Annotated in this window: 16 protein-coding genes; 4 read left to right on the top strand and 12 right to left on the bottom strand. The window is 50.4% G+C overall.

Annotated features, from left to right (window positions below; genetic code table 11):
* Positions 1 to 33: 33 nt before the first annotated feature.
* From HU175_RS11340 to HU175_RS11315, 6 genes are all read right to left on the bottom strand, one after another.
* On the bottom strand, positions 34 to 2,409 hold the full coding sequence (locus tag HU175_RS11340) for a gliding motility-associated C-terminal domain-containing protein (RefSeq protein ID WP_176566707.1): 2,376 nt from the start codon (positions 2,407 to 2,409) through the stop codon (positions 34 to 36).
* A 277-nt stretch (positions 2,410 to 2,686) separates the two neighbouring features.
* Positions 2,687 to 2,914: a hypothetical protein gene (locus HU175_RS11335; protein ID WP_176566706.1), complete on the bottom strand. Its 228-nt coding sequence runs from the start codon at positions 2,912 to 2,914 to the stop codon at positions 2,687 to 2,689.
* A 278-nt stretch (positions 2,915 to 3,192) separates the two neighbouring features.
* The gene (locus tag HU175_RS11330) at positions 3,193 to 4,533 is read right to left on the bottom strand and encodes a DUF4270 family protein (RefSeq protein WP_176566705.1); all 1,341 of its coding nucleotides are present in this window, start codon (positions 4,531 to 4,533) and stop codon (positions 3,193 to 3,195) included.
* A 65-nt stretch (positions 4,534 to 4,598) separates the two neighbouring features.
* A complete protein-coding gene (locus HU175_RS11325; RefSeq protein ID WP_176566704.1) occupies positions 4,599 to 4,937 on the bottom strand; it encodes a DUF4907 domain-containing protein in 339 nt (112 codons plus the stop codon).
* 11 nt (positions 4,938 to 4,948) lie between these two features.
* Positions 4,949 to 6,001: a Kelch repeat-containing protein gene (locus HU175_RS11320; RefSeq protein WP_176566703.1), complete on the bottom strand. Its 1,053-nt coding sequence runs from the start codon at positions 5,999 to 6,001 to the stop codon at positions 4,949 to 4,951.
* A 115-nt stretch (positions 6,002 to 6,116) separates the two neighbouring features.
* A complete protein-coding gene (locus HU175_RS11315; RefSeq protein WP_176566702.1) occupies positions 6,117 to 7,586 on the bottom strand; it encodes a S41 family peptidase in 1,470 nt (489 codons plus the stop codon).
* Positions 7,587 to 8,045: 459 nt separating this feature from the next.
* On the opposite strand from HU175_RS11315, the gene HU175_RS11310 reads away from it, so the two are divergent.
* Both HU175_RS11310 and HU175_RS11305 read left to right on the top strand, forming a co-directional pair.
* On the top strand, positions 8,046 to 8,588 hold the full coding sequence (locus tag HU175_RS11310) for a gluconate 2-dehydrogenase subunit 3 family protein (protein ID WP_228724396.1): 543 nt from the start codon (positions 8,046 to 8,048) through the stop codon (positions 8,586 to 8,588).
* Between the two features lie 25 nt (positions 8,589 to 8,613).
* Positions 8,614 to 10,326, top strand: coding sequence for a GMC oxidoreductase (locus HU175_RS11305; RefSeq protein WP_176566701.1), 1,713 nt, complete (start codon positions 8,614 to 8,616; stop codon positions 10,324 to 10,326).
* Positions 10,327 to 10,409: 83 nt separating this feature from the next.
* Here HU175_RS11305 and HU175_RS11300 read toward each other — a convergent pair whose 3' ends face one another.
* Both HU175_RS11300 and HU175_RS11295 read right to left on the bottom strand, forming a co-directional pair.
* Positions 10,410 to 10,787, bottom strand: a complete 378-nt coding sequence (locus tag HU175_RS11300; protein WP_176566700.1) for a DUF5618 family protein — start codon at positions 10,785 to 10,787, stop codon at positions 10,410 to 10,412.
* A 103-nt stretch (positions 10,788 to 10,890) separates the two neighbouring features.
* Positions 10,891 to 12,096: an acyl-CoA dehydrogenase family protein gene (locus HU175_RS11295; protein WP_176566699.1), complete on the bottom strand. Its 1,206-nt coding sequence runs from the start codon at positions 12,094 to 12,096 to the stop codon at positions 10,891 to 10,893.
* Between the two features lie 803 nt (positions 12,097 to 12,899).
* Between HU175_RS11295 and HU175_RS11290 the strand changes: the two genes are divergently transcribed.
* Positions 12,900 to 13,691: a HipA family kinase gene (locus HU175_RS11290; RefSeq protein ID WP_410528601.1), complete on the top strand. Its 792-nt coding sequence runs from the start codon at positions 12,900 to 12,902 to the stop codon at positions 13,689 to 13,691.
* Positions 13,669 to 14,058, top strand: coding sequence for a DUF3037 domain-containing protein (locus HU175_RS11285; protein ID WP_176569191.1), 390 nt, complete (start codon positions 13,669 to 13,671; stop codon positions 14,056 to 14,058). The genes HU175_RS11290 and HU175_RS11285 overlap by 23 nt, the downstream gene beginning before the upstream one ends.
* Before the next feature lie 177 nt (positions 14,059 to 14,235).
* Here HU175_RS11285 and HU175_RS11280 read toward each other — a convergent pair whose 3' ends face one another.
* From HU175_RS11280 to HU175_RS11265, 4 genes are all read right to left on the bottom strand, one after another.
* Positions 14,236 to 14,544, bottom strand: coding sequence for a hypothetical protein (locus tag HU175_RS11280; RefSeq protein ID WP_176566698.1), 309 nt, complete (start codon positions 14,542 to 14,544; stop codon positions 14,236 to 14,238).
* Between the two features lie 77 nt (positions 14,545 to 14,621).
* Complete coding sequence (locus HU175_RS11275) at positions 14,622 to 15,512, bottom strand: IS982 family transposase (protein WP_176566697.1); 891 nt, start codon at positions 15,510 to 15,512, stop codon at positions 14,622 to 14,624.
* A 103-nt stretch (positions 15,513 to 15,615) separates the two neighbouring features.
* Complete coding sequence (locus HU175_RS11270) at positions 15,616 to 16,104, bottom strand: hypothetical protein (RefSeq protein ID WP_176566696.1); 489 nt, start codon at positions 16,102 to 16,104, stop codon at positions 15,616 to 15,618.
* 125 nt (positions 16,105 to 16,229) lie between these two features.
* Positions 16,230 to 16,796, bottom strand: coding sequence for an HD domain-containing protein (locus tag HU175_RS11265; protein ID WP_176566695.1), 567 nt, complete (start codon positions 16,794 to 16,796; stop codon positions 16,230 to 16,232).
* Positions 16,797 to 16,807 lie beyond the last annotated feature (11 nt).

The following is a 16,807-nucleotide window of genomic DNA, read 5'->3' as shown; positions in this document are numbered from 1 at the left end:
CCTCTTCTACCCGGTTTCCATAGTTCTGGTCATTCACCGTACCAGCACCAGTTTTCCGCTGAGCGGGGGCTTATCGGGTATTGTCCGCACCCAATACGGATAGACCCCCTCCGGCAGTACTGTGCCGTTGTACTTTCCGTCGAATGGCTGGGTATATCCCTTATCGGACTGATAGATGACCTCACCCCAGCGATTAAAGATCGTAACGATCGCATCTGGAAAGGCTTCAATACCCGTCAGTTCCCAGACGTCGTTCTTGCCGTCGCCATTGGGCGAAAAAGCACTCGGCAGCCAGATTCGCTCGACCACGATAACCCGGATTGTATCGCTGGCCTGGCAACCAGCATCGTTTGATACGTCCAGTTTGTACGTAATTCCATTCTCAATATCTGTTACAACGGGATCGGCCACGCTGGGGCTGGAGAGATAGGTAGCGGGCGTCCAGCTAAAAACCGTCGGATTTCCCGTCAGACCAGGGGCCAGCGGGAAGGTTTTTCCGCGATACACGGTCATGATCGATTCGTCAAACTGAATGGTTGGAATAGGAGCCACAACGGCCATTCGTGTTTTCACCTGTGCCTGGCATTCAGGGGCTGCTTTGACAGCATAGGTCAATGCGTGATTGCCAATCCCCGCCTGCTTAGGACTGAATATCATCCCTGATACGCCAGCGCCCGCAAACTCACCGCCCGCCGGACTACCAACCAGGTTATAAACCGGCGCATCGACGCCACACATCGGCTTGATTGAATCGAGCTGTACGCTGATCGCGGGCACCATCGTCAGCGTCAGCGGAGACGAAGTTCCTTCGCAGCCGAAGATGTCCACGGCCGTAACAACGTAGCTCCCTGCGGTTGTCGCCTGGAACTGATTCCCGGTCGTTGCCGGATTGGGTTGTCCGTTCTGCCGCCAGACGTAGCTGACACCCCCTCCGCTCTGCAGCGCCAGCGCTTCCTGGGGACAAATTCGGCTCTGGCCCGTCGCCGACGACAGCGAGGCCACCACCGCCACCGATCGGGTCAGCGTAATGGTATCCGTATGCAGAGTACAGTTTACGGCCGGGTCCGTAATGAGGGCATAGTATTTCCCGTCCTGCGTCGTCAGTATCGAATCCAGCGCAGCGCTGCTGTTCATCGACTGATTATTCCGAAACCATTGATAGGTCAGTCCTACTCCACCCGTGCCCCCCGATACTTTGAGCGACATGGTCCCCGTTGTGGCGCACAGATGCCCATTGGTCTTCAGCGATACGGGCGCCCCCGCTACCCGAACTGAAATACTTTGCGACTTTCCGGTCTTGCTACAGGCGGCTTTCAGCGAAGCCGCTACGGTATATTCGCCTGCGTCCTGAACAACCAGCGTCGCGCTGGTCGCATTTGTAATGTTGATACCGTCGCGCTGCCACTGGTAATTCCAGCCCGTATCCAGCGTCGCCCGCAGCAGGGTCGACTCACCCAAACACAGGGTTTTGTTCATCATCGTCACGGGCTGGTCCTGAAGTTGAATGACGGGAGCGGGTGGAATCGTTGGTGGGCATTCGACAACCAGGAACTGAAAGTCGCGACGAACCTCGCCGATCTTCACTCCGCTTCGGTACTCTTCTACTTTGACAGCGAATACAAACAGACCCAGTTTATCCGGCGTTACCGATAGCTGCCCCGTTTGCACGTTCACGGTCAGGTTCGGATTCCCCGACATAGACGCCGTATTACTGTAGTTGGACACCCAGGGAACTTCGGGATACGGCCCCGGCGAAACACCGTTTTGATTTGTGCTACGGCGGTCCAGTGGCGTAACCATTGAGTAACGCAGTTCATCGCCGTCAGGGTCAACCCCATTAAAAGCAAACGTAAACGGCTCGCCCAAGCATAGATACTCACCGTTAATGGTTCCAAAATGCGGAGATGAATTAACGACAACCGAACCATTCCGGGAAAGAGCCGGAAATTCCAGATAGAATGTAAAACCTATTTGTAACGGGCTGATAATATTGACGAGACCACCGTTTCGGTTGCCAGTCTGGTACGATACGTAGTAACCCATCGGATCGTTGTACGTGGTCGGATTGAGCTGCACTTCGGCCTCGAACGTAGCCACAATGAAATTCAGGTTACCCTGCGCAGCACAAACCGCATTGGCGAAGATGACCGACTGCCTGGTGCCGGTTTCAGCTACCCGAAAGTTAGTCATCTGCACGTTGTCCCGCTTGCGAAAGATTCCTACCAGCCCCCCACCCTGCCGATCGGCCCGGGCTCCACTTTCGAGGTAGTTCGTCACAATAAATCGGTAGCGGCCCGTAGCACCATTTACGGGCCGCATTTCGAGTTGGCCTCCCACCTGGTGCGTCGCCCAGGCAACCTTACTTACTAGCAATACGATACTTATCAACTGAAACGTAAAAAGCCGCATAGGCACGTTCTGTTTATCGTTCTACCCTCCTTTTCCTCACCCAATCATACTTGCTTGACAGATAAAGTATCTATCCTACGTAAGTTACTGTTAATCAATGAAAGATGTAAGCTATTGATTCGTTTCTTTTCCGGTAAAAAATAACCCGACAGAATCGTCGTCCTGTCGGGTATTTGGTTCACTAATCAGGCTTAATGTACAGGTTATTTTCAGTACGCTTATCAGGATTTTGCCGTTGCACGACAAGCCCTCTATACTGAAAAAACGATTCGCGCGGTTAGAGAAAACGGGCAACTAATCCGGCGTTTCCCAACCAGTTCAATGACTGCTCAACGGGTTGGAATGAATATAACATTGGTTCTTCCTCTATGGTCACCACCGGTGGCTGCATTACCTCGTTATGGGCGCGTTGCAGGCTACCGTAAAAATCGTCTTCGGAGCGTGACAATAACAGACTCAGTTCTGATGTCCGGCTGGCTTTGTTGGCTGCATGAGTACGTTTCATGGCGATGGCTTATTCAGGTTTGCCGCTGTTTCACGGGTTAAGCAGGTGACGTACAGATTCGCCATTGAACAACGTAAGGGTTTTCCGACAAGCCATGTGTTATCTGGTGGCTTTCTGCTACTGTTACGTCCGTAACGAGAGAAGCGTTGCAGCTTTTCTGATAATCTGCGGGCAATAGCCGAAATGTGTCGACAAACGGCCGTATTCGTTGTTATAAATACATAAAAAAAGCTCCTGCCATAGCTAATGGCAGGAGCTTTTCGTTGATTCTGACGTCGTTAAATGCCCGACGTAATGTATAGTCGTAGCCGCATCCGATCGGTCGTCCGCTGTCCCGATCCCAGGCTCAGGCGCTGCACTATCGCCCGCAGGTCACCGGGCCGGGTTGGATTTACAATATTGGTTGTTACGATCAGCGGGCGGTTTGGCAGCTTGCGCCGAATAACCTGACCAATGTAATAAGTCAGATCAAAGGTGTATGAATCAAGAAATTCGGGGCCTCTATTATCGAAGACGTAAGTAGCTCCGGGCGTGGCACTACCAAGATTACCAGCAGGAACAGTCCCTAGTAATTCGTTCTGGCTATTACTTTCATACAAAAGAAGCTGGGCCGGTGGGGTCGTATTGTCAAACAACGTACGGCGAATAGGGCCAAGTTCTAACGTAGCTCCGTTCAAGCCCGCGTAGGCTTCGGGGCGGTCGAACTGTCCAAGGTAAGGAAACACAATTTTCGTTCTCAGTCCTGCCCCCCGCGAGACATACGTTTGTTGGCCGGTTTGCGTACTGCTCACGGCGTCGGTTCTGGTTCGTAAGGAAGCAAGGGGCGTACCACTACGATCGGTTAGGAACTGACTATAGTTGGCTGTACCAAACGGAAAATACAGCGTATTAGCCGTTTGCGCAACGCCACTTACGTCCCGATAATACAACCGGAGGCCAGATGCCCGAAACGCCGAAAAGGCAGCAAACAGGTTTTCAGTAGTCGAACTGGCAAGGGCAAATCCTTTCCAGTACTCATTCATGCTGGTCACGCTGTTAATGTCACCACTCAGCAGACGGGAATAGAATTCCCGAGCTGTCGCATCTGGTATGCGGAATCGAATCCGGCGTGTTCCCGTATTAGGACGTAATAGAAATGACCGTTGAAACAGTGGCTTCTCGTCGTAAGCAACCACACTACTATTCGTATAATAAACTGCTGGATCCAGCGGTTGCCGCAACTGATGGATAGCCAGATTAAAAACCTTGGACGTGTCGCCATACGAGTAGGTATAGCCTAACTCCAGAACCAGTGAATCAAGTTGCAGATTAGACGCTCCCTGCAGCGAGTTAGTTGGGTAGCCTAGTGACGAAAAACCACGAGCAGTCAGCTTGCCGGTATTAGCATCGTTCCAGTTCCCTACCAGCATGTTTGTGTCCGCCTGGGTCGTAGCCGAGGTCGTGTATGACTCAATAACAGCAATGGTCGAAGTCTGTATAGTTACGGTATCAATAGACTGAACATCCAGTTCCTGCGGATTGATAACCGATTGGCCAACATCAAGATCTCCCGACTGACAGGCCCATAACGTAGCGACGGCCAGCAGGACAAATAGCCCCGAAAACCACGATGTGCGCATAAAATAGTATGAAGTAAGAATAACGATCGGCTGACCATCTGTTCGATGACCAGCCGATCAATGAATTACGGTACGTCGACGCCCAATTGATGTAGTTCTGCGGGGGTAATGGTTGGTGGAATCTGCCCCTGCCGGAGTTTTTCAATTACCCGTTTACCAACCCGCCGGGCCTGCTGCTCATCGACAAAGCCACGGTTGCCAACAATACCCGGAATAGTTGGCTGACTGATTATTGGCGATCCGTTCATCTGTACTGAATAGCCCCAGCCCGTATTGGACCGAAAAACCTCCAGTTCATACCGATCCTGCCCTTTATAGAGCAGGTAGACCGTAACAATCGCCAGCCCCAGTAGGGTTAAAACCAGGCCCTGTCGAATCAGGCGCGGCCGACGTTCACTTGCCATGCAGCACAGAACTAGTTGTTTTCGGTGTCCTGTGCAACAGTCGGATCGAAAATCCACACGTCGTCGTAACGAGCACCTGAACTCGTTCCGCCCGTGGTTACGTATCCTTTTCCGTTGATAGCAAAGCCAATAGCGTACTGACGGGCAGTTCCTTCAAACACGCCGAGAGACGACCATTTGTCGGCCGTTGGGTCATACTGCCACACGATTCTGTCGGTAACAGTACCCAGAGTGATATAGCCGTAGTTACCAACAGCAAAGCCCACCCCATTAGAACGCGCTACGGTAGCATTGTCGCTAACGCTGAAATTATTTTTTGCGGTCCACAGATCCTGCGCAGGATCATAGGCCCACCAATCGCCTTCCGATGTTCCGTTATTATCTCCAGTACCTACGTAAGCAACGTTGTTGATCACGAAGCTAACAGCGCCAACGCGTTTCGAACCACCGTAGCTGGCTACTTTGGTCCAGGCGGCCGTAGTTGGGTTATACGACCAGAAATCCTTCAAATAGTTTCCGTCATTACCACAGCCTACATAGCCTTTATTTGCTGCTGAGAAAGCAACCGCCCCGTAACGACCCGTGCCGCCAAAATCAGCAATACGTTTCCAGGTGTTTGCCGTCTGGTCGTATTCATAGAAATCGTTCAGACGATCACCATTGATGTTCGTTCCTGTGCCAACGTATCCTTTGGTACCGACGGCAAAACCCACACCATACGCACGGGCTGCGCCGATCGTCATGGCTGCGGGCTGGGTCCAGGTATTCCGTTCAGCGTTGTACGCCCAGAAGTCGTTCAGCCGTTCACCATTACTGTTGACACCCGTACCGATGTACGCGATATTACCGATAACGAAACTTACACCACCAATCCGGGCTACGCCTTCCAGATCGGAACCGCGCTTCCAGTCACCAAGGGTCGATGTCGTTTCTGATTTATTACAGCCGATTAAGAGACCAGTCCAGGCCACACAGAGCGCACCCAGCGCCCAGTTTATTCGAAGTTGACGGTTAGTACGCGACGATGAGGTCCCGGTTAGGGGTCGTTGAAACAAACGAATCATGAGTGGTTATAAAGTGATAAAACAAAAATTCTGACACTGCATAAATCCGAAACCTTTACCAGGTCTGCACTAAGGCGGTAAAGGTTCGGGATTTTCCTTTAACGAATGGTGATTCCTACCACTGTAACGTTTTTAAATTCTTTATCATACGTCCCCCACCGGCTTTTCGCTGAATGGAAGAGTTCAGCAAAGTTAACTGATTTCCTGATTTAACCGCCCGTCGGGCATTAACAGAACTTCCGGTGATCTGGGACAAGGCTTCGTTCAGCAAATCTTCCTGCACACTGCCCAGCGGTTGTAGCACAGCAGGTTCTTCTACTTCTATATCCGGCGCAAATCCGGCCGCGTAATCCGACTGCCCCAGGCTATTAAACGACTTGAAAACAATGGGCTGTATGCCCCATTTTATCTCCCCCGTTTCGTCGGTTACTGTTATAGACCCCACATTCTTGCCATGGGTTGTAGTGCCGATCGTAATTACTTGCATATAAGGCTTCAACCCATTAATAATCAGTTCGCTGGACGAAGCTGTATGATCCGTCGTCAGGACAAAAACACGTTGCAAATTAGCGCCTATACTCTGTGCTTTACTGACGAAGTTCTGCACAAAAAAGCCACTGCCATACTCCCGAGTCAGGTAGGGGGTCAGGGTGCTGTTCCACTCTTCTTTGAAATACACACTGCTGGTACTGATTCCTTTCCCGATCAGGCTGGCCAGGTTAGCCGACGACGACGTATAGCCACCGGGATTATAACGTAGATCCAGCACCAGCTCGTTTACACCCTGATTCTTAAAAAAACTAAAAATCGCGTCAATCTGATCATCATAGGTATGATCTTCGGGTCCACCGGGGCCGGTAACAAACTGGTTATAGACCAGGTAACCAATTTTTTTGCTGCCGTAGGTATAGACCGAATCCATGAAAACCGGATTTTCCTGATAAACCGTTGCCCCCACCGAAACCGACTGATTCGTGTCTGTCAGCGATGACCCGTTGAACGTAGCGAAGCCAAACGTAAAAGTCGTTCCCGTAAACAGCAGGCTGGCGTAGTTGTCTGTAGTCAGCAGTTGCCCGTTTACTTTGGAGATAATGTCGCCCCGTTTGATACCCGCTTTTTCGGCCGGTGAATTGGGGAGGACGTACAACACCTGCGCGATCACTCCCGTCGATCCCGATGCCCGCAGGTACAGGTTGTACTCCATGCCCGTCGTGGTCGTTTCGCCACTCAGACTGGATTCCAGCTCTTCGGCACTTTCCTGAATCCAGGAAAACCGGTCGCCGTTGGGGTTTGTCGTTGCGTCGTAGGTATACAGGATCGAGTCGAAGAAATCAGATGGGGCCTGGGTTTTGTCCGGGTTGGCCGGCAATTTATCGTTCCAGTAATAATAGGTCTGCATGTTTTCCAGAATCCAGTCGTTCACTTTCTGATTCTCGGCAACCGTAGCGTCCGTAGCTGGCGTAACCTCATCTTCGGCGTGTTTGCAGGCCGATGCCATCAGCAGGACCGCGCTCAGTACTAAGCAGATTTTCAGGATGTTGCCAGTTAAAAACTGGCTTGCGCTGTTCATAAAGTAGTTTTTCATTGTGTACCGTTTATAGGTAGCGACCAACCGCCCCAATCTGTCTTTAAATACGCAGGCTCCTCCTGCGATGTTGCAGTGGATCGAACAAAGTGTCGATAAACGGGGCCGATGTAAGGCTTAGTAGATTGTGCTATCAGTACGTTTTCACCACTTGCTACCCGACAAATTCCGTCAATAATTGAGGCTGTCGCCCACAATCTCATGCTGCCGGTAGATGGCGCCGTCTTGATCCCGGCGTTTGAGCACCCCAAACTGTTCATCTATAAATCGGAAATTTGCCTGGGCACACGATTCCTTTGAACGTCACTACGAGGCTGCTTCTTAACTTCTTGTATAGACAGGATTAGCAGGACTAGGTTTGAATCAAATCCTGCCAATCCTGCAATCCATAATACCTGCCAACCCTATCCATAAACTTTCGTATATTTGGATATTAAACTGACTTCAAATAACTTTTCTGTGGAACGACGTAGTGCGCTCAAAACGATGGCGGGCGCCGTTGGTGGTCTGATCAGCCTGCCCGCCTGGGCAACGGGCTGGACTCCTGAAACGGTATCGCTTAGCCGACAATTCTTTTCTCCCCAGCAGGAAGCCGTTCTTGCCGCCTTGACCGAGACCATTATCCCAAAGACGGATACGCCCGGCGCCAGAGAACTGAACGTCTATCAGTTCATCCAGAAAGTTGTTGCCGACTGCTACGATAAGGCATCGCAGACCAAGTTTCAGAAAGGGCTGGACACCGCCGACGAACTGGCGAAGAAATCATTCGGCAAATCGTTCAGCGAGGGCGAACCAGCGCAGCAGGCGGCCGTTCTTACTCAGATGTCGCAGTCCGGCGATCCTGATTTGAAAGCGTTTTATTCGATGGTGAAGGGACTGACGATCAAAGGGTACCTGAACTCTGAATACGTAATGACCAACCTGACGAATTTCCAGTTTATGCCCGGTCATTATTACGGCTGCGTTCCTGTCCCGGCCAAAACCGGCACTAAATCTGACTAATTTCCGACCTCTTTTAAGCAACGATATGTCTTATTTCAATATAGACGCCCAGGCCCAGAACACCTACGACGCCATCGTGATCGGCTCGGGGATTAGCGGAGGCTGGTCGGCCAAAGAATTAACCGGCAAAGGCCTTCGTACCCTCGTGCTGGAACGGGGCCGCGACGTCCGCCACATTACGGATTATCCCACCACGATGACGCAACCCTGGGAGTTTGAACACCGGGGTCAGCTGACTCACGAGATGAAGGAAGCCAACCCCATCATCAGCCGCTGCTACGCATTTTACGAAGGAACCCACCAGTTTTTCGTGAAAGATGCCGAGCACCCCTACGTGCAGGAAAAACCCTTCGACTGGATTCGCGGCTATCAGGTAGGCGGTAAATCGCTGATGTGGGCCCGACAAACCCAGCGGTGGAGCGACTTTGATTTCGATGGCCCCGCCCGCGATGGTTTTGCCGTGGACTGGCCCATTCGCTACGCTGATCTGGCTCCCTGGTACAGCTACGTTGAGCGGTTTGCGGGTATCACTGGTAATAAAGATGGTCTGCCGAACCTACCCGATGGCGAGTTTCTGCCGCCCCACGAGTGGAACTGCGTCGAAAAACATTTTCAGAAGGAAGTAGCTAAACGCTACAAGGACCGGCACGTGATCATGGGTCGGGCCGCTCATATCACCCAACCCCAGCCGATTCACTTCCAGCAGGGACGAGCGCAGTGCCAGCATCGGACTATCTGCGAGCGGGGCTGCCCCTTCGGCGGTTACTTCAGCAGCAATGCCTCAACGATCCCCTGGGCAGCTAAAACGGGTAAGCTGACGCTGCGGCCGAACTCGGTTGTACATTCGATCATTTACGACGAGCAGAAAGGTAAAGCAACCGGCGTTCGGGTTGTGGATACCGAAACGAAACAAATGAAGGAGTACTACGCCCGCATCATCTTCCTGAACGCGGCCGCGCTGAACTCTAACCTCGTCCTGCTGAACTCAACCTCGCGCCGGTTTCCGAACGGACTGGGTAACGACAGCGGTACACTGGGTAAATACGTTGCCTTCCACAATTACCGGGCGGGTATCTCGGCGGAGTTCGACGGCAACCTCGACTCCACCACTGACGGTCGTCGGCCAAACAGCCCCTACATTCCCCGCTTCCGGAACCTGTATAAACAGGAAACCGATTTCCTGCGCGGTTACGCGGCAGGTTTTACGGCTGGTCGGGCGACCAAAACGAATCAGGAAGGCTTTGGTGCCGATCTGAAAAACAACCTGCTGAACCCAACACTGGGCGGCTGGCACGTCGGTTCGCACATGATGGGCGAAACCATCCCGAAAGAATCAAGCTACGTAGCGCTGGATTCGAATCTGAAAGATCCGTTTGGTATCCCACAGTTAAAGATCAACATTGGCTACGACGATAATGACGACAAGATGGTAAAAGATTACCAGGAGCAGATGACCGAAATGTTCACCGCGGCTGGCTTCACTAATATCCGTCTGCGCGACGACCACCGCAATCCGGGTCTGGATATTCACGAAATGGGCGGTGTCCGAATGGGCAAAGACCCGAAAACGTCAATGCTGAACAAATGGAACCAACTTCACGCGGTGAAGAACGTTTTCGTCACGGACGGCGCCAGCATGACTTCCACCTCGACGCAAAACCCGTCGCTGACATACATGGCCATGAGCGCCCGCTCCGCGGACTACGCCGTCAAAGAGATGAAAAAAGGCTTGCTATAACGTAGCGTCCTTCTCTTTGCTAAACGCAGATGCCCCGACCAAACTGGTCGGGGCATCTGCGTTTACTAATCGTACCTGTATTGTCAGGCCGTTACGGTACGTTGTTCGACCCAGTCGATAATTGTTTCGGCTTCCTCCAAACCTGTTGCAGCCAGCTTTGCACTTTTTGCTCCGTCGTAAGCCATGTCCAGATGCAACACCTGGTAAGCGGTCAAAAAAGCATTCAGTATTTTCTTATCCTGCTTCGCCAGGTTTTGCTTGTACCAGTCAACGTCTTTTCGGCCTTTTCCCTTTTTACCCAGTAATTCATCCAACGCTACCAGCACACCAACGTAAGCGGTATGTCCAGCCATTTTGACATATTTACTGTCCTGATAATAGCCGTCTTCTTTATGGGCTTTGTCCCGCAGAATTTCCCGGGCATTGTCGAGGTATCGCTTTGCTTCCTGTACGGTGTTCATACTTTCTGATTTCAGTTTGTGTACGGTGGTAGTTTGCCAGAGCAGGCAGTTAAATTAAGTCATAAACATAATAAAATCAGGGCGGTTTTATGTCGACTGCGTACTACTTATAGGCCGGGATCCCTGTAATGTAAGCGCCCAGAATCAGCAGGTGCACGTCGTTGGTACCTTCGTACGTACTAACCGATTCCAGGTTCATCAGATGGCGCATAATCGGGTAGTCTCCGGTGATGCCGATGCCCCCCAGAATCTGGCGGGCGGCCTGTGCGGCTCGCTGCGCTACATTGATATTATTCCGTTTCGCCAGCGAAATCTGGGCGGTCGTTGCCCGGTCTTCGTTTTTCAGCATTCCCAGCCGCCAGCAGAGCAGTTGCGCCTGCGTAATGTCGGTCAGCATCCCGGCTAATTTTTCCTGCACCAGTTGAAAACTGGCGATGGGTTTGTCGAACTGAATTCGCTCAGCCGCATAACGCCGGGAGACTTCGTAACATTCCATCGCAATACCCAGCGCCCCCCAGGCAATTCCGTACCGGGCCTGATCCAGACATTGCAGCGCTGTTTTTAATCCCAATGCTTCGGGAATAAGGTTTTCTTTGGGCACACGTACATCCCGAAAGGTCAGTTCACCAATGGCGCTGGTGCGTAACGACCATTTCTTATCAATTTCGTTAGCCGTAAATCCCTCCATTCCCTGCTCCAGAATTAGTGCCCGAATTTTACCCTGATCATTTTTCGCCCAGACAATAGCTATGTCGGCAATAGGCGCGTTGGTGATCCAGAGTTTGGAACCATTGAGCAGGTAATAGTCGCTGCGTTCAATGAAGTTAGTTTCCATACCCCCCGGATCAGAGCCGTGGTTAGCTTCAGTCAGGCCAAAGCAACCCAGTAGTTCCCCACTGGCCAGCCGGGGAAGGTATTTTTCTTTCTGTTCGTCGGAGCCGAATTCATTGATTGGGTACATCACCAGCGAGCTTTGCACCGATACGCAGGACCGAATTCCTGAATCACCCCGTTCGATCTCTTGCAGCATCAATCCGTAAGAAACCTGATCGAGTCCTCCGCCCCCATGTTTTGTGGGAATGGTTGGGCCAAAAGCACCTATCTTACCAAGTTTGGCGACCAGCTGGGCCGGAAATTCGGACCGCAGGGCATGGTCTTCGATGATCGGCGTAATTTCGCGTTTAACAAAATCACGCGCGGCAGTCCGAACGAGTTTGTGCTCAGCCGTGAGCAAATCGTCGAGAGCGTAAAAATCTGGTGACTCGTAGGAGTCGATCTTCCGTTGCGGGGTCGTATTTGCTGGTTGCATAGGGGGTTAACTCCAAACGAGTAGGCTTGTTATTTTTTGCGCCATCCGGCGAATGGCCTTATTGTAATCAGTCAGTCATTTACGCCAAGTGTCTTCTTAAAAGTAAACTATCTCTCTTTATCGTAACAATCCTGCTCTTAGTGCCCTTCTTTTTTTATCTTTTTTGCTTTCTAACTAGATTTTAACCCTATTTGTCACGTTCTTTTATCAGAAAAGGTAACTATTGATTAGTCCGATGGTTGTCTTTCTTGTATTGTCCTATGCTTTATCCATAAAAATCTACACGAGTCTGACTGGTGTAGCTTATCTGAACTAGTATGTCTCACTACCGAAATTCACCCCTTCGCATCTTTATTGACGGCGAACCGGTCCAGCTTAAACCCGCTGGTGGAAACCGGTTCCGATCCAAGAAATTTGAGTACCAAATCGAGTACGACAGCTCTGGAAAATTAGTCAGCAAGGTAGTCCGCCCGTTGAACAAGCCTGCAGCCGACAGTTCGTCCGAACCGATTTCCTGACGCTGCCGACTCAACCCAATTACAAGAATCCCCGCTGCACTACCCTCAGCGGGGATTTTTATGTTTGGACCTTGCTGCCTGACAGGTACGTACTTGCCACAAACAAAGAAACGTATCAGACTGGCATTGACTCGATTAATGTCCTTATCAACCGGCTTTCCCGACGATAACATCAGGAAAGCAGAACAACGCTACCAGCTAAGCCGTTGGGTAAAGCAGTCCATCCTGTCAAAAATTAGCCCTAATTTCGCCGGACAGGCTGCTTTTCTGTATATAAACGCCGTGATAGATCTGCAACCGCAACTCCGAACTGTCAACGTCGTTCGTTACGTAACGCCCCTGCGCGAAGGCGGCTCGCTGCCTGCGCTGGTGGAAGCCGACGACGATTTTTTGTATGTCCTTAAATTTCGCGGGGCAGGTCAGGGCACCAAAGCCCTCGTTGCCGAACTGATTGCCGGGGAGATTGCCCGCGCGCTCGGCCTGCGGCTGCCCGAACTGGTGTTTGCTCAACTGGACGAAGCCTTTGGCCGTACTGAGCCCGACGAAGAAATTCAGGATTTATTACGCGCCAGCGAAGGGTTGAACCTCGCCCTGCATTACCTGTCCGGCGCCATTACGTTCGACCCGCTGATCACGACCGTTGATCCGAAAACGGCCTCAATGATCGTCTGGCTCGACTGCCTGGTTACCAACGTCGACCGGACGGTACGGAACACCAATATGCTGATCTGGCATAAAGAGCTTTGGCTTATTGACCACGGTGCCTCACTGTATTTTCATCATTCGGGCATGAACTGGGAAGAACAGAGCAAACGCCCGTTTGTGCAGGTCAAAGACCATGTGCTGCTGCCAAGAGCCTCGGAACTGGAAGCCGCCGACGCTCTGGCGAAGCAGATCCTGACACTCGAGCGTATTGAAGCCATAGTATCGACCGTCCCCGACGACTGGCTTACCGACAACCTCGACTGGTCGCCCGACGAGCTGCGGCAGATCTACGTCAATTTCTTAACTACCCGAATCGCTACGTCCGACGTTTTTGTTCATGAAGCCCAGCATGCCCGAAAAGCACTTGTTTGAGTACGCCGTTATCCGCGTAATGCCGCGCGTCGAACGGGGAGAGTTTCTCAACGTCGGCGTCATTCTGTACTGCGCTTCGCAGGGGTTTCTAAAAACCAGATTTGAGCTGAATGAGGACAGGCTGCGTGCGTTCGCGGGCAAGATTGACATCACTGAACTAACCGAACGACTACAGGCCTTCGAACGTATCTGCGCCGGGCGGGCAACGGGCGGGGCCATTGGGCAACTCGCCGTAGCGTCCCGGTTTCGCTGGCTGACAGCCGCCCGCAGCACCGTTGTTCAGACCTCCCCCGTTCACCCCGGCCTTTGCGCTGACGCGGGCGAAACATTGGACCGGCTGTTCGACGAGTTGGTGCGGCTTTATTGATTCGTCAAGATGAACTGGATAAAAATTTACTGCTTCAGAGTTATTTCAAGAATTTTATGGCTTTCTTTTGTAAAGCATGAATTTCAATAAAATAATTCTTCGTATATATTTTCATGAGATTCGGTCAATTTTCTTTAGAGCAATAGCTATTTGTATCATGTTTTACAATAATTTAAATCATTGTAAAATATAGGCACGTATCATTGGCGATTCTCCATTAAAAACAACTTTTGTATTGGTCCACCTTGAAAGTACATCTGAACCTAAAAAGCTAGTAAAGTCAGATTTAGTAAACCCAATACATTGCTTTCCATTTTCACCTTTGTCTGCACCCATTTCTTTAATTATTTCTATACCGACAAAAAATTTATTTTTGGGCACATAAATCGGGCTATCAAAAACAAATGTATTCCACCCTTTTTTACTTGGCTTGAACAATAACGAGGTTGGCGTTATATCTTTTCCCGGCTGTAATGACTTTGCCAATTTGTTTTCCTCTAGAATCCTCAATCTCATAGGCGAATTACCTTTTTTACTCACAAAGACTTCTATCTTAACGTGAATTATGGATAAATGCGTTTTTGAACTGGGATCACAATAGATGGCTTACGGTCATGAAAACAATAAGCGATCAAACCTGCCAAGACATTGATCTGGCTATTAAGCGCACTCCGATGGCGAGTGTGTTCGAGGTCGAAGACCGATGTTAGCAAGGCATTGACCGATTCGATTAAGCCGCGCTTGCGTAAGTTGAGTTTATCACTCAAGGGCATCAAGGTGTTCTTCATCCGGCGTCGAAGCTTGGTTACTAAATGAAGACCTCGCTGGTAAAACTCGGCAAACAGTTTAGTCAAATACCCCCGGTCGCCAAAGCACTGTCCCTGCAAATCCGCCAGTAGCTCTGGCAATAAGCTGGCGTTGTTGTCCGAGACATTACCAGGCGTAATGATAAAATTGATTAACTCGCCGTACTGATTAATGACTAAATGCGCTTTTAGCCCAAAGAACCAGCCCATAGAGGACTTCCCACGGGCGGCCAGGCCAGCAAAGACCTTATTGGCCTGGATGCGATGGTTATCACAGACGGTCAGCGGTTTACTATCGACAATGTAGAAGCCGGTTCGCTGGCCTTGGGCACAAAGCCATTTTAAGAGTACAAAAAGTCCAGGTAGTAAGCGAGGCATACGGGCCACGAATCGCTCGTAACTGATCAACTTGGGAAAATAACTCCTTAGTTGAGCCTCTACCCAGTCTTGGTAATAGTACTGAAAGCATTTGGCCCCTGAATGATGATAGAAGATTGTGATCGCTAACATCTCACTGTCGGTTAACTCGCCCTGTCGAATAGTGGGCAAGGTGCCTTGCTGCATTTGCCACTGGGTCAGGACATTGCAAAAATCATCACAGGTGATGAAGATCTCAATTAGTTTAAGGGCCTTATCTTCGCGAAGCATAGGAGCAGGTGATTGAGTTTTGTTACTTGGCAGTGCAAATCTCGCTATCACTTGCTCACTATGTACTTACTATCAGTCAGTTAAATGGGGAGTTATCCATAATTCACGTTATCTTAGTAATAGTAACAGCGTTGAGAGTATCGGAGAAGCTAAGGTAATTTGCAAAAATCATACCCCAAGATGAATCATTACAAAAATCGGTCGAGCTAGCTATTCGTTTATTAGGCCCTATTACTGTTTCTTTTCTATTGGGTATTACCCTCACAGTTATTTCTTGTAGTGTATCAACTTTTGCATTCATATAAATGTCAGGATCTTTAATAATCCTACTTATGGGATATCCAACTCTAACATAACCAACACACGAAAAAAAGAGAGAATCTTTTTCTAAATTTATAGAAGAGAAGTTGGCTGAAAAAACTCCTGTTGAATCTGAATAGCCTACAGGTTGGCCTTTTTTATAAATATAAGCATAGGGTATTTCCTTCTGCGTTTTATCATCTTTTATTCTAACTCTTATATCACCTTGCGCACAAACAAACGAATTTACAATTAAAACAAGTATTACCTGTATACATATTAATTTTTTCATACTAAAAGCTACTATCTAACCTCTGCAAGTATAACTAAATTAATTGCAGAGGTTAGATATTTCTTTACTCAATCCCAGGATTAATGGAAGTTCCACTATCAAGCAGACATGGGAAGCACCCGGATTCACAGGGTAGCCAACGTTCGCCGTTTGCCGGGTTCGCGGAGATAGTCATTACTTGCGGTGAAATACCGGTGACTGCCCAGGAATGACCGCTGAATGGAAACCCAGTTGGCGGGGTCGGCCAGGTAGCCATAGGTAAGCCACTCCGACAGGAGCAAATGACTGATCCGCGCGTAGTCATCGCGTCCGAGATAGTCTAGGTCCGCATCGCACAGAATAGCTTCGGGTAAGGTAGTGGGCGCCTGTGGAAGCCGGGTCGACCGGATAAGCTGGCAAACCTGAGCAACCTGAGCAGGCGCGTAACCAAACGTAGGCAGGTGCAGCGTGGCAAGTCGGCAGCTTTCGGCCTCGTGTTCGGCATACGCGTTCAGAAATCCGGCATCATGATAGCAGGCTGCCGTTTGGAGCAGGTGCAGCAGATCAGGGTCAGTAATTCCTTCGGCCCGGGCGATCCGGTCGGCCTGCCTCATTACGTCCTGCGTATGGTAAACGCTATGGTAGGTAAGCCGGGGAGACAGGTGTGCGGTCAGGGTGTCCAGCATAAACTGGCAGGCAAGTTGGGTTTGCATCAATGCGGTTA

It is taken from the genome of Spirosoma sp. KUDC1026 (assembly GCF_013375035.1).
Lineage (GTDB): Bacteria > Bacteroidota > Bacteroidia > Cytophagales > Spirosomataceae > Spirosoma.
The sequence above is the reverse complement of the archived record's forward strand: the minus strand, read 5'-3'. Positions and strand labels throughout refer to the sequence as shown.